The 13,200-nt window shown below is 71.5% G+C and carries 12 protein-coding genes; 8 read left to right on the forward strand and 4 right to left on the reverse strand.

All coding sequences use genetic code 11. The features are described 5' to 3' along the window. Positions 1–20: 20 nt before the first annotated feature. The 4 genes from WA640_RS02700 to ispH all read left to right on the forward strand — a co-directional run bounded on the left by WA640_RS02700 (position 21) and on the right by ispH (position 4,341). The gene (locus WA640_RS02700) at positions 21–815 is read left to right on the forward strand and encodes a bestrophin-like domain (protein WP_106361965.1); all 795 of its coding nucleotides are present in this window, start codon (positions 21–23) and stop codon (positions 813–815) included. An 82-nt stretch (positions 816–897) separates the two neighbouring features. Then, positions 898–2,319, forward strand: coding sequence for a family 2B encapsulin nanocompartment shell protein (locus WA640_RS02705; protein ID WP_106361964.1), 1,422 nt, complete (start codon positions 898–900; stop codon positions 2,317–2,319). 73 nt (positions 2,320–2,392) lie between these two features. Continuing rightward, positions 2,393–3,406: a polyprenyl synthetase family protein gene (locus WA640_RS02710; protein WP_335985959.1), complete on the forward strand. Its 1,014-nt coding sequence runs from the start codon at positions 2,393–2,395 to the stop codon at positions 3,404–3,406. Then, on the forward strand, positions 3,403–4,341 hold the full coding sequence (ispH, locus tag WA640_RS02715) for a 4-hydroxy-3-methylbut-2-enyl diphosphate reductase (RefSeq protein WP_335985960.1): 939 nt from the start codon (positions 3,403–3,405) through the stop codon (positions 4,339–4,341). Before WA640_RS02710 ends, ispH begins: the two co-directional genes overlap by 4 nt. Before the next feature lie 57 nt (positions 4,342–4,398). On the opposite strand, the gene WA640_RS02720 is transcribed toward ispH, so the two are convergent. The 3 genes from WA640_RS02720 to WA640_RS02730 all read right to left on the reverse strand — a co-directional run bounded on the left by WA640_RS02720 (position 4,399) and on the right by WA640_RS02730 (position 9,217). Beyond that, positions 4,399–5,505 (reverse strand): alpha/beta hydrolase family protein, encoded by a 1,107-nt coding sequence (locus tag WA640_RS02720; protein ID WP_335985961.1) that lies wholly within the window; start codon positions 5,503–5,505, stop codon positions 4,399–4,401. A 148-nt stretch (positions 5,506–5,653) separates the two neighbouring features. Next, positions 5,654–7,693: a molybdopterin oxidoreductase family protein gene (locus WA640_RS02725; RefSeq protein WP_335985963.1), complete on the reverse strand. Its 2,040-nt coding sequence runs from the start codon at positions 7,691–7,693 to the stop codon at positions 5,654–5,656. 114 nt (positions 7,694–7,807) lie between these two features. After that, a complete protein-coding gene (locus tag WA640_RS02730; RefSeq protein ID WP_106361959.1) occupies positions 7,808–9,217 on the reverse strand; it encodes an MFS transporter in 1,410 nt (469 codons plus the stop codon). A 260-nt stretch (positions 9,218–9,477) separates the two neighbouring features. Here WA640_RS02730 and WA640_RS02735 point away from each other — a divergent pair, with 260 nt between their 5' ends. Genes WA640_RS02735 through WA640_RS02750 form a run of 4 tightly spaced genes read left to right on the forward strand, consistent with a single transcriptional unit; the run spans position 9,478 to position 12,200 of the window. Further along, entirely contained in the window at positions 9,478–10,395 is a 918-nt protein-coding gene (locus WA640_RS02735; protein WP_335985964.1) for an ABC transporter ATP-binding protein, read from the forward strand. Next, positions 10,392–11,504, forward strand: coding sequence for an ABC transporter permease (locus tag WA640_RS02740; protein ID WP_335985965.1), 1,113 nt, complete (start codon positions 10,392–10,394; stop codon positions 11,502–11,504). The genes WA640_RS02735 and WA640_RS02740 overlap by 4 nt, the downstream gene beginning before the upstream one ends. A gap of 46 nt (positions 11,505–11,550) precedes the next feature. Next, positions 11,551–11,784, forward strand: a complete 234-nt coding sequence (locus WA640_RS02745; RefSeq protein ID WP_335985966.1) for a hypothetical protein — start codon at positions 11,551–11,553, stop codon at positions 11,782–11,784. 8 nt (positions 11,785–11,792) lie between these two features. Continuing rightward, the gene (locus tag WA640_RS02750; protein ID WP_335985967.1) at positions 11,793–12,200 is read left to right on the forward strand and encodes a type II toxin-antitoxin system VapC family toxin; all 408 of its coding nucleotides are present in this window, start codon (positions 11,793–11,795) and stop codon (positions 12,198–12,200) included. Here WA640_RS02750 and rsmI read toward each other — a convergent pair whose 3' ends face one another. Further along, a complete protein-coding gene (rsmI, locus tag WA640_RS02755; protein WP_442904654.1) occupies positions 12,201–13,052 on the reverse strand; it encodes a 16S rRNA (cytidine(1402)-2'-O)-methyltransferase in 852 nt (283 codons plus the stop codon). Positions 13,053–13,200 lie beyond the last annotated feature (148 nt).

Here is a 13,200-nt window from a genome sequence, read left to right on the forward strand (position 1 = left end):
TACGAAGTTTGGTGAGGTCAATGCCCATCTGGCTCCAGGGACTCCTGTTCACCCTTACGGTCGTCGCTGCGGCGTGCGTCGTCATCGCGCTGCTCCAGCGGTTCGCGCCGCCCACGAACCGGGCCCACAACAACGAGCTCGGGACGACGATCTTCGAGCTGCTCACCGTGCTCTACGCGATCGTGCTCGCGTTCGTCCTCATCACCGCGTGGGAGAACAAGGAGGAGGCCGGGCAGGTGACGTACATGGAGGCCAACGAGCTGGTCGACGTGTACTGGTCGGCGGCCGCGCTCGAACCGGAGCAGCGGGACCTGGTGCGCGAGGCCGTGCGGGCCTACACGGACGAGGTGATCGAGCAGGAGTGGCCCGCGATGCGGGACCGGGAGCCGGTGTCCTCCGAGGGGCTGATGCTGCTCGACGCGATGCGGGCGCCGGTGGCGGGGGCGCAGACCGACGACGACGTGGTGCAGGCGCGGCTGACGGACGCCGAGGACGGGGTCCTGGCGATCACCGGGTACCGCACGGACCGGCTGCTCCAGGCCGAGCGGGGCCTGAGCGCGGCGATGTGGACGGTGCTGGTGCCGGGCGCGATCCTGGTGTTCGCGGTGATGCTGACGCTGGGCACGCCGACGCGGAAGTACCAGTACGTGCTCGTCGGGCTGATCTCGGGGATGGTGGCGCTCATGCTGTTCGCCACCTACCAGCTGGAGTACCCGTTCAGCCGCAGCGGGGCCACTGATCCGGTGGCGTACCAGACGGCCCAGGAGCGCTTCGATTACATCGATGCGAACTATGCTCCCGATCAACTCTTTTGAGTGATTTTATTGGTGTTTACGCCCCAGTAGCCAATATGATGCTAGTCGAGCCTTGACCGCCTCAAAGTGAGGAAGTGTTCGCATGACCGACGCCGTCGTCAGCAACCCGGCAGTCCCCCAGCAGACCTCCAACGGACAGCACCCCCAGACCAGCCTCAGCACCGCCGCCGCCCGCAACCTCGCCACCACCACCAAGTCCGTCCCGCAGATGCAGGAGATCACCTCCAGGTGGCTCCTGCGCGTGCTGCCGTGGGTGCAGACCCAGGGCGGGGCCTACCGCGTCAACCGGCGCCTGACGCACGTCGTCGGCGACGGCCGCGTCGAGTTCACGACCGAGGGGGACGCCGTCCGGGTGATCCCCACCGAGCTCGGCGAGATCGCGCAGCTGCGCGGCATCGACGACGAGGAGGTGCTCGCGGCGCTCGCGGACCGGTTCGAGCAGCGCGAGATCCGCTCCGGCGAGCACCTCGCGCAGCAGGGCGCCCCTGTGGACGGCCTGCACCTGGTCGCGCACGGGCGCGTCGAGCAGTTCGGCGAGGGCAAGTTCGGCGACCGGTTCTCCCTCGGGGTCCTCGTCGACGGCGACCACTTCGGCGAGGAGCTGCTCACCGAGTCCGGGCCGGTGTGGGGCCACGACGTCATCGCGGCGACCCCGGTGACGGTGCTGACGCTCCCGACCGCCGCGGTCGCGGAGCTCGTGGAGCGCATCCCGGCGCTCGCGGCGCACCTGGAGCGGTACCGGGCCGGGCGGTCCGCGAAGACCAACAAGCACGGCGAGTCGGCGATCGACATCGCCGCGGGCCACACCGGCGAGCCGGACCTGCCGACGACGTTCGTGGACTACGAACTGGCGCCGCGCGAGTACGAGCTGTCGGTGGCGCAGACCGTGCTGCGCGTCCACACGCGCGTCGCGGACCTGTACAACCAGCCGATGAACCAGATGGAGCAGCAGCTGCGGCTCACCGTCCAGGCCCTGCGCGAGCAGCAGGAGGACCAGATGGTGAACAACCGCGAGTTCGGGCTCCTGCACAACGCGGCGCTGAACCAGCGCATCCCGACCCGGTCGGGGCCGCCGACCCCCGACGACCTGGACGAGCTGATCTCGCGGCGCCGCGACACGCGGGTGATCCTGGCGCACCCGAAGGCGATCGCGGCGATCGGCCGCGAGTGCAGCAAGCGGGGCCTGTACCCGACGCCCACGGAGTACGACGGGCACCACATGCCGGCGTGGCGGGGCGTCCCGATCCTGCCGTGCAACAAGATCCCGATCACCGCGGCGGGCACCACCTCGATCATGGCGATGCGCCTGGGCGAGCAGGAGCAGGGCGTGGTCGGCCTGCACCAGACGGGCCTGCCGGACGAGTACGAGCCGGGGCTGTCGGTGCGGTTCATGGGCATCGACGAGAAGGCCGTCATGTCGTACCTGGTGAGCGCCTACTTCTCGGCGGCGGTGCTGGTGCCCGACGCGCTCGGCATCCTCGAACACGTCGAGATCGGACGCTAGTGAGCCCCGGGCGGCCGCGGAGCGCACCGCCGCGGCCGCCCGGGCCCGTACCCCGAGATTGGGAGGCCCCCGCATGACCGTCCTGACCGACCAGTACACCGCCGAGCGCGCGGCCATCGACGCGGGCCTGCGCGCCGCCGCGAGCAGGCTCCCCGCCCCGGCCGCGCGGATCGCGGCCTACCACTTCGGATGGACCGACGAGGCCGGGAACCCGGTCGAGGCGAACTCCGGGAAGGCCCTGCGGCCGCTGCTGACGCTGCTGGCCGCGAAGACCGTCTCCGGCGACTGGCGGGCCGCCGTCCCGGCCGCCGTCGCGGTCGAGATGGTCCACAACTTCTCCCTCATCCACGACGACATCATCGACCGCGACGGCCTGCGGCGGCACCGCCCGACCGCGTGGAAGGTCTTCGGGGTCAACGACGCGATCCTCGTCGGCGACGCCCTGCACGCCCTCGCGTTCGAGGTGATCGCGGAGGCGGGCGGCGACCGGGCGCGCGCGGGCGCGGGGCTGCTCGCGCAGACCGTGCGGGCGCTCATCGAAGGGCAGCTCGCCGACACGCGCTTCGAGGGCCGCGAGCACGTGGACCTCGCCGAGTGCGTGGCGATGAGCGAGGCGAAGACCGCGTCGCTCATGGGCTGCGCGACGGCGCTCGGCGCGCTGTTCGGCGGCGGCACGCCGGAGCAGGTGGAGGCGCTGCGGGACTTCGGGTCCCGGCTCGGGCTCGCGTTCCAGCACGTCGACGACCTGCTGGGGATCTGGGGCGACCCGGCCGTCACCGGCAAGGCCGTCTACTCGGACCTGCGCAACCGCAAGAAGTCGCTGCCGGTGACCGCCGCGCTCGGGTCGGGCCACGCCGACGCCCCCGAGCTGGCGGCCCTGTACCGGGCCGCGGCCCCGCTCGACGAGGACGGGCTGCGGCGCGCGGCCGAGCTCGTCGAGTCGTGCGGGGGCCGCATCGCGAGCCAGCGCGCCGCCGAGTCGCTGACGGCCGCGGCGGCCGACGGGCTCGCGGACCGGCGGCTGCACGGCGGGGCGGTCGAGGAGCTGACGAGCCTGGCCGCGAGCACCGTCGGCAGGGTGTGGTGACCGCGGTCCGCCGGGTCCTGCTGCCGTCGCCGCGGTCGTTCTGCGCGGGCGTGGAGCGCGCGATCGAGATCGTGGAGCGGCTGCTGGAGCAGCACGGGCCGCCGGTGTACGTGCGCAACCAGATCGTCCACAACGCGCAGGTCGTCGCGGGCCTGGAGGCCCGCGGCGCGGTGTTCGTGTCCGAACTGGACGAGGTCCCGGCGGGGGCGCTGGTGGTGTTCTCCGCGCACGGGGTGGCCCCGGCGGTGGAGGCGGAGGCGGCGCGGCGCGGCCTGGACGCGGTGGACGCGACATGCCCGCTGGTCGCGAAGGTCCACGCGGAGGCCAAGCGGGCCGCGGACGCGGGCGACACGGTGGTCCTCATCGGACACGACGGCCACGAGGAGGTGGTCGGCACGATGGGGGTCGCGCCGGCGCAGACGGTCCTGGTGGAGACCGCCGCGGAGGTGGCGGCGCTGCGCGTGGCGGACGAGCGGCGGGTCACGTACTTGAGCCAGACGACGCTCGCGGTGACGGAGGTCGAGGCCATCGCGGCCGCGCTGCGGGACCGGTTCCCGCACATCAGAGGGCAAGGGGCCGAGGACATCTGCTACGCCACGAGCAACCGGCAGGCCGCGGTCGCGGCGATCGTGGACGAGGCGGACCTGGTGCTCGTGGTCGGGTCGGCGAACTCGTCGAATTCGAACCGGCTCGTGGAGCTGGCGCGTACCGCGGGCGTGGCCTCGCACCTGGTCGAGACGGCCGCGGCGGTCGACCCGGCGTGGCTCGACGGCGCGGCGACGGTGGCGGTGACCGCGGGCGCCTCGGCGCCGCCGCGGCTCGTCGACGAGGTCGTGGCGCTGATCGCAGGGCTCGGCCCGGTCGAGGTGGTCGAGCGGGCCGTGGCCGAGGAGACCCAGGAGTTCCTCCTCCCCCAGCGGCTCCGGGGGACGTGAGGCGGCCCGGCCGCGCGCACCCGCGCGGCCGGGCCTTTCTGGTTTCCCCTGCGGGTCTTAGGGGTTGTGGAATTCGACCTCGGGCCATTCGGCGCTGGGGCCGTCGAGGACCGGTTCGTCCTCGCAGCGCAGGTGCGCGTCGAGGAAGGCCGTGACGTAGGTCCGCGCGATGTCGCTGGAGCGGAAGCCGTCGGTGGCGTCCTCGTTCAGGCCCGCCTGCTCGGCGAGCGGGGCGAGGTCGGTCATGGCGCTGTGGCCGGTGCCGTCGACGGTGATCCACCGCTTCCAGTCCCGCAGCTTCTTCCATGCCTTGTCCCAGGAGTCGTCTGCGCCGGGCTGCCCGTGGACTTCCGCGCCGACCATGAGGAACGGCTCGCGCACGGGCTTCGGGTCGAGCGCGAAGAAGGTGCCGTCGAGGTTGAACCCGGCGTCGAAGCGCTCGTAGTCGGCGAGCGTGCGGTAGGCGGAGGCGCCGCCGATCGAGTGGCCGCCGACCGCGATCCGGTCGAAGTCGATGGTCTCGGCGCCGTCCCAGGCGCCCGCTTCGAGCTCCTCGACGACGAAGTCGAGGTCCGCGGCCCGGTTCGGGACGAGGGTGTCGCCGTCGATGTCGTCCTCGCAGGTGATGCACTCGGTGGTGCGGTCGGGGAACGAGATCGGGGCCTCGTAGTTGTGGCCGACCGCGGCCACGGCGTACCCCTGGCTCGCGAGTTCCTCGGCGAGGCCGGTGAGGGTGGCGCGCGGGAACGAGAACCCGGGCGACAGGACCACGAGCGGCAGGGAGCCGTCGTCGGCGAGCGGCTCGGCGCCGGGCACCGAGTTGGTCTGCACTTGGGCGAGGAGGTCGGCGGGGACGCCCAGTTGGGCGCCGAAGAGGGCCGACTCCTCGGCGGTCATGTACGGGGCGGTGGGGCCGTCGTCGGCGGTCGGGTACCACATGGTGACCATGAGTTCGCGGCGCTCGGCCGGGACCCAGACGTCGGCGCGGTCCTCGTCGACGAGGTGGATCGCGGTGGTGCCGGTGGCGTACGCGCCGGTCGGCTCGGGGATCGCGAGCGGCGTCGGCGCTTCGGTCCCCTGGGCGGCCGCGGGGACGGCCCCGAGGCCCAGTGCGGCCGCGGCGGCCGCCGCGACGAGGACGGTCCGTCTCGTGCTGCGTTGCAAGATGCGTCCAATCGGGAGTGGGTGGCGCGGGCCCGGTCGGGCCCGCATCACCAACTCTGACCGCCGGAGCGGCTGCCGCCCTGGGCAATTCGTCCGGACCGTCTCCTTCTTTCGACCGATATTCCCGGCCCTTCAACCCTGACGAAGGTCAGGGGTTCGGGGCGAGGGCGATCTTGACGGCGCAGACCTTGAACTCGGGCATGCGGCTGATCGGGTCGAGGACGTCGGAGACGGCGGCGTTCGCGTTGGCGGCACCGGGGAAGTGGAAGGGGCTGAACACCGTGTCGGGGCGGATGTCGGCGCTGAGGCGGGCCGGGGCGGTGTAGGAGCCGCGCCTGGAGGTGACGCGCACCAGGTCGCCGTCGCCGATGCCGTGCCGCACGGCGGTGTCGGGGTGGATCTGGAGGAACTGCTCGCCGTCGAGGGAGCCGATGAGCCGGGTCTGGGCGCCCGACTGGTACTGGGTGAGGATGCGGCCGGTGGTCAGGTACAGCGGGTAGACGCTGTCGCGGCGCTCGGCGGGGTGGCGGTGGTCGACGGCGGTGAACCGGGCCCGGCCGTCCGGGGTGAAGAACTTCAGGTCGGCGAACATGCGCGGCGTGCCGTCGTGGTCGGGGGCCGGGACGGGCCACTGGAACGACTGGGTCTCCATGCGCCCGTAGGTGATCCCCGAGTAGTCGGCCTTGCCGCCCGCGGAGGCGCGGCCGAGCTCCTCGAAGATCGCCTCCGGGTCAGTCGAGTACGTCCCGGGCGCGTCGAGGCGCGCGGCCAGCTCCTGCATGATCCACAGGTCGGAGCGGACCTCGGCGGGGGCTGGGCGCAGGGACCGGCGGCGGATGACGCGCCCTTCGAGGTTCGTCATCGTGCCGTCCTCCTCGGCCCACTGCGTCACGGGCAGGACCACTTCGGCGAGGCGCGCGGTCTCGGACATGACGAAGTCGAGCGACACGAGGCAGTCGAGGTCCTTGAGCCGGTCGGCGACCCGCGCGGCCCGCGGCGCCGACACGACCGGGTTGGAGCCGAGCACGAACAGCATCCGCACCTCCTCGCCGCACTTGCGCAGCAGCTCCACGGCCGACACGCCGGGCCCGGGGAGGATCTCGGGGTCGACGCCCCACACGCCCGCGACGTGCTCGCGCGCCGCCGGGTCGGTGATCATCCGGTACCCGGGGAGCTGGTCGGCCTTCTGGCCGTGCTCGCGCCCGCCCTGCCCGTTCCCCTGGCCCGTCAGGCACCCGTAGCCCGAGGACGGGCGCCCCGGAAGCCCCAGGGCCAGCGCGAGGTTGATCCACGCGGTGACGGTGTCGACGCCCTTGGCGTGCTGCTCGGAGCCGCGGGCGGTGAGGATCGCGGTCCGCCTGCCCGCCATGAGCCTCGCGGCCGCGTACAGGTCGGGGACGGAGACGCCGGTGGTCCGCTCGACGAACGCGGGCCAGTACCCGGCGGCGGTCTGGCGGACCTCGTCGAAGCCCGACGTGTGGTCGGCGATGTAGGCCCGGTCGAGGAAGCCCTGCTCGATCGCGATGTGCAGCAGGCCGTTCGCGAGCGCGAGGTCGGTGCCGGGGGCGGGCTGGAGGTGGAGCTGCGCGGCCTCGGCGGTGGCGGTGCGCCGCGGGTCCACGACGATGAGCTCCGCGTTCTGGAGGAACCGCATGAACGGCGGCATGGTCTCGGCGGGGTTCGCGCCGACGAGCACCACGACCTCGGCGTCTTTGAGGTCCTCGGCGGGGAAGGGGAGGCCGCGGTCGACGCCGAACGCGCGGTTGAGGGCCGCGGCGGCCGAGGACATGCAGAACCGGCCGTTGTAGTCGATGTGCTTGGTGCCCAACGCGAGCCGGGCCCATTTGCCGAGCTGGTAGACCTTCTCGTTGGTGAGCCCGCCGCCGCCGAAGACGCCGACGGCGTCCTTCCCGTGCTCGGCCTGGACGGCCCGGATGCGGTCGGCGACGTGGTCGAGGGCCTCGTCCCAGGAGACCGGCTTCCCGTGCAGGAGCGGTGTCGTGATCCGGTCGGGGTGGTCGAGCAGCTCGGGCGAGGTCCACCCCTTCTTGCACATGCCGCCGCCGCGGGGCGCGGCCGTGACCGTGCCGTCGGCGTCCTCTTCGAGCCGCATGCCGCACTGGAGCGCGCAGTACGGGCAGTGCGTGTCGGCGCTGCGGAGGACGGGGAGGCGGGTGCGAGCGGTCATGCGGCGAGTGTGCCCAGAGGTGGTTACGCGTTCACGTGAGCGATGTTTCAGGAATGCTAAGTGGCCCGCAATCGCCCGGAGGCGGCGATTGCGGGCCACTGTGTGCGCGAAGGGTCAGACCTTGGCGTACGCGAGGCTCGGGGCCTTCGCGACGAGGACGGTGCGCTGGTAGCACCACCAGTTGAGGACCAGGAAGAACGCGTAGGCGCCGACGAACGCCCACATCGCGGGGACCACGGACCCGGTGGTCTCGTTGGCGATGCGGAAGCCCTGGTTGATGAGGAACCCGCCGAACGCGCCGATCGCGGAGATCCAACCGAGGGCCGCGGCGGTGATCTTCTTCGCCTGGAGCACGTCGGCCTCGCCGGCCTTGCCCCCGGCCGCGGCGGCGGCCTCGGCCTGGAAGATCGCCGGGATCGACCGGTACGTGGAGCCGTTCGCGACGCCGCTCATGACGAACAGGAGCATGAACGAGGCGAAGAACAGCGGGAACGACGCCGAGTTGATGCCCCAGATCGCGCCCATCGCGCCGACCGCCATGAGCGCGAACGCGCCGGAGGTGATCGGGGCGCCCGCGAGGCGGTCGGCGAACCAGCCGCCGATGGGGCGGGCGAGGGAGCCGACGAGCGGGCCGAGCGCGGCGATCCACAGGGCGTTGAACTCCGGGAACGCGAGCTTGATGACCAGCGGGAACGCGAACGAGTAGCCGATGAACGACCCGAACGTGCCGATGTAGAGGACGCTCATGATCCACGTGTGGCTGCGGGCCAGCGCCGGGACCTGCTCGCGCAGCGGCGTGCGGGCCACCGCGAGGTTGTCCATCGCGCGCCAGGCCATGATCGCGGCGAACACGGCCAGGACCAGCCACAGCAGCGGCACGTTGTGCAGGTAGAACGCCTGCCCGGTGTCGGTGGTGCCCTGCGAGGAGCCGAGGACGGCCGCGCCGATCACGAGCGGCCCGAAGAACTGCACGGCCGCGACGCCGATGTTCCCGCCCGCGGCGTTGACGCCGAGCGCGGAGCCGCGGTGGCGCTCCGGGTAGAAGTAGGAGATGTTCGCCATGGACGACGCGAAGTTCCCGCCACCGAACCCGGCGGTCACGCCCGCGACGACGAACAGCCAGTAGGGCGTGCCGGGCGTCATGACGCAGTAGGCGAGGAGCGCGGTCGGGACCACGAGCAGCGCCGCGGAGATGATCGTCCAGTTCCGGCCGCCGAACAGGGCCACGGCGGCGGTGTAGGGGATGCGCAGGAACGCGCCGACGAGGTTCGGGACCGCGGTGAGCCAGAACAGCTGGCTGACGGAGAACTCGTAGCCCGAGGCCGCCAGGTATGGGGTGATGATGCTGAACATCGTCCACACCGAGAAGCCGAGGTGCTCGGCGAGCACCGACCACACCAGGTTGCGCCGGGCGGTCTTGCGGCCGGTCGACTGCCAGAAGCCCTCGTCGTCGGGGCGCCAGTCGCTGATCCAGCCTTTGCGGGGGGCGGCCGTGCCGGCCGGGGGCGTCAGTGTCGAAGTCATGGCCCCACCCTCTGCGGACGGCGTTGCCTGGACGTGCGCCCGTCGTACCGGGCCCGTGAAGTTCACCTCACGGTCCTGTTACGGAGGGTGTGAACGCGAGGAAGGCGCGCACGCCGGGCGCCTCGGCGCTGTCGCACCCGTGCGGCACTGTTGAGCCGGGGGACCCTGCGAACGCCCGTTTTGCCCGGGAACCGCCGTTCACCTTCACTCCCGCCTGGCCGAGAACCCCGTCACACCGGCCGATCCTCTAGATTCGCCTCATGGACGCCGCCATCGAGGTCGCCGACCTCCGCAAGACCTACCGCGGCCGCCGGACCGGCGAGGTCCGCGCGGTCGACGGCGTGAGCTTCCGCGTCGAGCGCGGCGAGTTCTTCGGCATCCTCGGCCCCAACGGGGCCGGGAAGACCACCACCCTGGAGATCGTCGAGGGCCTGCGCAAGCCCGACTCCGGGGACGTGCGCCTCCTCGGCCGCTCGCCGTGGCCCCACTCCCCCGAGCTGACCCGCCGCCTCGGCGTGCAGCTCCAGGCGTCCGCGTTCTTCGAGTTCCTCACCGTCGCCGAGCAGATCGGCACCTTCGCCGAGCTGTACGGCGCCGCGAAGACCCGCGCCGCCGAGATGCTCGACCTCGTCGGCCTCGCCGAGCACGCGAACATGCGCTGCGAGAAGCTCTCGGGCGGCCAGCAGCAGCGCCTCTCCATCGCGTGCGCCCTCGTCGGCGACCCCGAGCTGGTGTTCCTCGACGAGCCCACCGCCGCCCTCGACCCGCAGGCCCGCCGCAACCTCTGGGACCTCATGCGCGCCATCAACGACGAGGGCCGGACCGTGGTCCTCACCACGCATTACATGGAGGAGGCCGAGGCGCTCTGCGACCGGGTCGCCATCATGGACGCCGGGCGCATCAAGGCCGTCGACTCCCCCGCCGGGTTCGTGCGGAAACTCGACGCCCCGACGCGCGTCACCGTCGCGGCCGGGCAGCTCGACGACGCCCGCATCGCCGAGCTCGCGCTCGACGGCACCGCGAGCACCGCCGACGGGACGGTCGTGTTCGAGACCCGCGACCCGGGCAAGCTCTTGACCGCGCTGGCCTCCGACGGGGCCCTGGAGGGCCTCGCGGTGCGCACGGCGAACCTCGAAGACGTGTTCCTGCACGTCACCGGACGGGAGTGGCGCGGATGAGCGCGGTGACCGAGCAGCGCACCGAGACCGGACGCGAGGCTCCCGCGGGCACGCGGGGCCGGGCGTTCCTGAGCCTGTTCAAGGCTCTGGGCCGCGGGTGGATCCGCGACCGCAGCCAGATCTTCTTCACGATCCTCCTGCCGCTCATGTTCATGGTGCTGCTCGCGAGCGTCTTCGGCTCCGGCGACACGGCGGCCTCCCGGATCGTCGCCGTCGGCGACGTGGCGGTCCTCGACGGCGCCGACCCCGACGAGTTCACCGTCGAAAGCGCGTCGGACCTCGACGCGGCGCTGGCGATGCTCCGCGAGGGCGACGCTGATGCCGCGGTCGTCCAGGACGGCTCCACGGTGCGCATCTACCCGTCGGCCACGAACTCGACGTCCGCCGCAATCGCCGAGGAACGGCTGTCCTCGCTCATCGACGACGTCAACGTGGAGGTCCTCTCCGCGGCGGCGCCCGACGAGCCGGTGCTCGCCACCGACGTCGAGGAGGCCGACGGCGGCGCGCTCCAGCCGATCCAGTACCTCGCGCCCGGCATCCTCGCGTGGGGCGTCGCCATCTCGGGCGTGTTCGGCGCGGCCGGCACGATCGTGGACTGGAAGCGCGACAAGCTCATGCGGCGCCTGCGCCTCACCCCCGCCTCGGTGGGGACGTTCCTGGGCGCGAAGATCTCCGTGAACCTCGTGGTCGCGATCGTGCAGACCGCGGTGTTCCTCGCGGTCGCCGCGGTCGGCTTCGGGCTGCGACTGTCTGCGTGGACGTGGTTCGCGGTGCCGCTGGTCCTGCTCGGCACGTTCGCGTTCCTCGCGATCGGCGTGGTCATCGGCGGCATCGCGCAGACCAGCCCGGCCGCCGCAGGGCTCAGCAACCTCGTGACGATGCCGATGGCGTTCGTCTCCGGCGCGTTCTACCCGCTCGCGCTCTCCCCGCAGTGGGTCCAGTGGCTCTCGTACGCCTCGCCGATGCGCTACCTCAACGAGGCGCTCCAGTCGGTCGTCGTCTACGGCGAGTCCCCCGCGGCGGTCCTCCCCCAGATCGGCTTCCTCGCGGCCTTCGCGGTCCTCGTCGCCCTCGTCTCCTGGAAGACCTTCAAATTCGACGAGCTCTAGCGTGTCGCGTCACCAGCGGACACGAATCGGAAGTTACGATTGATTCATGTCCGACCTCATGATTCGCGATATCCCCGAGGGCGACCTGGAGATCATCCGGGCGCTCGCCGAAGAGCGCCAGGAGTCCCTCCAAGACTTCCTCCTGGAGGTCATCCGGGAGCAGGCGAGGAGCGCCTCCAACCGAACCAAACTCGCGGTAATCGAAGCCCGTCTCAAGCGGGAGCGCCCCGAGCCCATTCCGATGGACGTCATCCTCGCCGCGATCCACGACAGGGACTGAACCGAGACATGATCGTCGTCGACAGTTCAGCCATGGTCACCGCGCTCCGGTTCTTCGGTCCCTCCGGAGACAAGATCCGGTCGATTCTCTCGCAGCACCAGGACCTGGCCGCGCCGGCACATCAAACCGCCGAGATCCTCCAGTCCTTTCGCAGTCTGGACCGAGGACAGGTTATTCCCTCCGACTCCGCGCACCAAGCCGTCGAGGACTACATCCGGCTCGGGGTCAAGCTCGTCAGCCCCGATCTCGCCCTGACAGCGCGGGCTTGGGAACTGCGCCACAACCTCACCGGCTACGATGCGCTCTTCGTCGCCCTGGCCGAGCAGTTGGACTGCGAGCTGCTCACCGGCGACACCAAGATCGAGCGATCCGGCGTCGCGCGGTGCCCGATCATCACGGTCGAGACTAATTTCTGATCAGTCGGCGCTGAGGACCGCGTCGTAGACGACCCGCTTCGGAACACCGAAGCGGGTCGCTGTTTCCTTCATGGCGGTCTTGCGGTCGGTTCCGGCATCCTCCAGGGCGGCGACGGCCGCGGCCATGGCCTCGGGGGTGGCCTCGCTGGCGTCGGGGCCGGTCCAGCCCGAAATGACGAGGGTGATCTCGCCGCGGGGCGGGTCGGATTCGGCGCCTTCCGCCAGCTCGGCGAGGGTGCCGCGGCGGATCTCCTCGTGGGTCTTGGTGAGCTCGCGGCACAGGGCCGCGGGGCGGCCTGCGCCGAAGGTTTCGGACATCGCCTGCAAGGTATCCGCTACACGGCGCGGCGATTCGAAGAAGACCATGGTGCGCTTCTCCTCGGCGAGCTCGCCGAAGAGGCGGCGCCGCTCGCCGTCCTTGCGGGGCGCGAAGCCCTCGAAGCAGAACCGGTCGCACGGCATGCCGGAGAGGGCGAGGGCGGTCGTCACGGCGCTCGCGCCGGGCGCGCACGTGACGGCGATCCCGGCGTCGATCGCGGCCCGCACCAGCCGGAAGCCGGGGTCGGAGACCGAGGGCATGCCGCCGTCGGTGATGACGGCGACCCGCTTGCCGTCGTACAATTGTTCGATAAGGGTCTCGGTTCGCCCCGCCTCGTTCGCCTCGAAATACGACGTGACCTGAGCCCCGGTGGCCACATCCAGCTCACTGAGCAAGCGCCGCAGCCGCCGGGTATCCTCTGCGGCGATGACGTCCGCGAGGCCGAGCTCGGTCCGCAGACGAGACGAGGCGTCCTCTGGATTTCCCAGGGGCGCACCGAGAAGCACCAAAACGCCAGAAGTAGGTGTCGACACCGGGACAGTATCCCCCACCAACGGCGGCGGGAGGCCGGGCCGGTGAGCGCGCCGCGACGGGCCGCACATGCAGGATGCCGAGTCATGCTGTCGGGTACCGGACATTGCCCTTACGCGTGAGCGAACGGTAACGGATACTCGTAGTCAC

This window comes from Glycomyces sp. MUSA5-2 (assembly GCF_037034145.1).
GTDB lineage: Bacteria > Actinomycetota > Actinomycetes > Mycobacteriales > Micromonosporaceae > Glycomyces > Glycomyces artemisiae.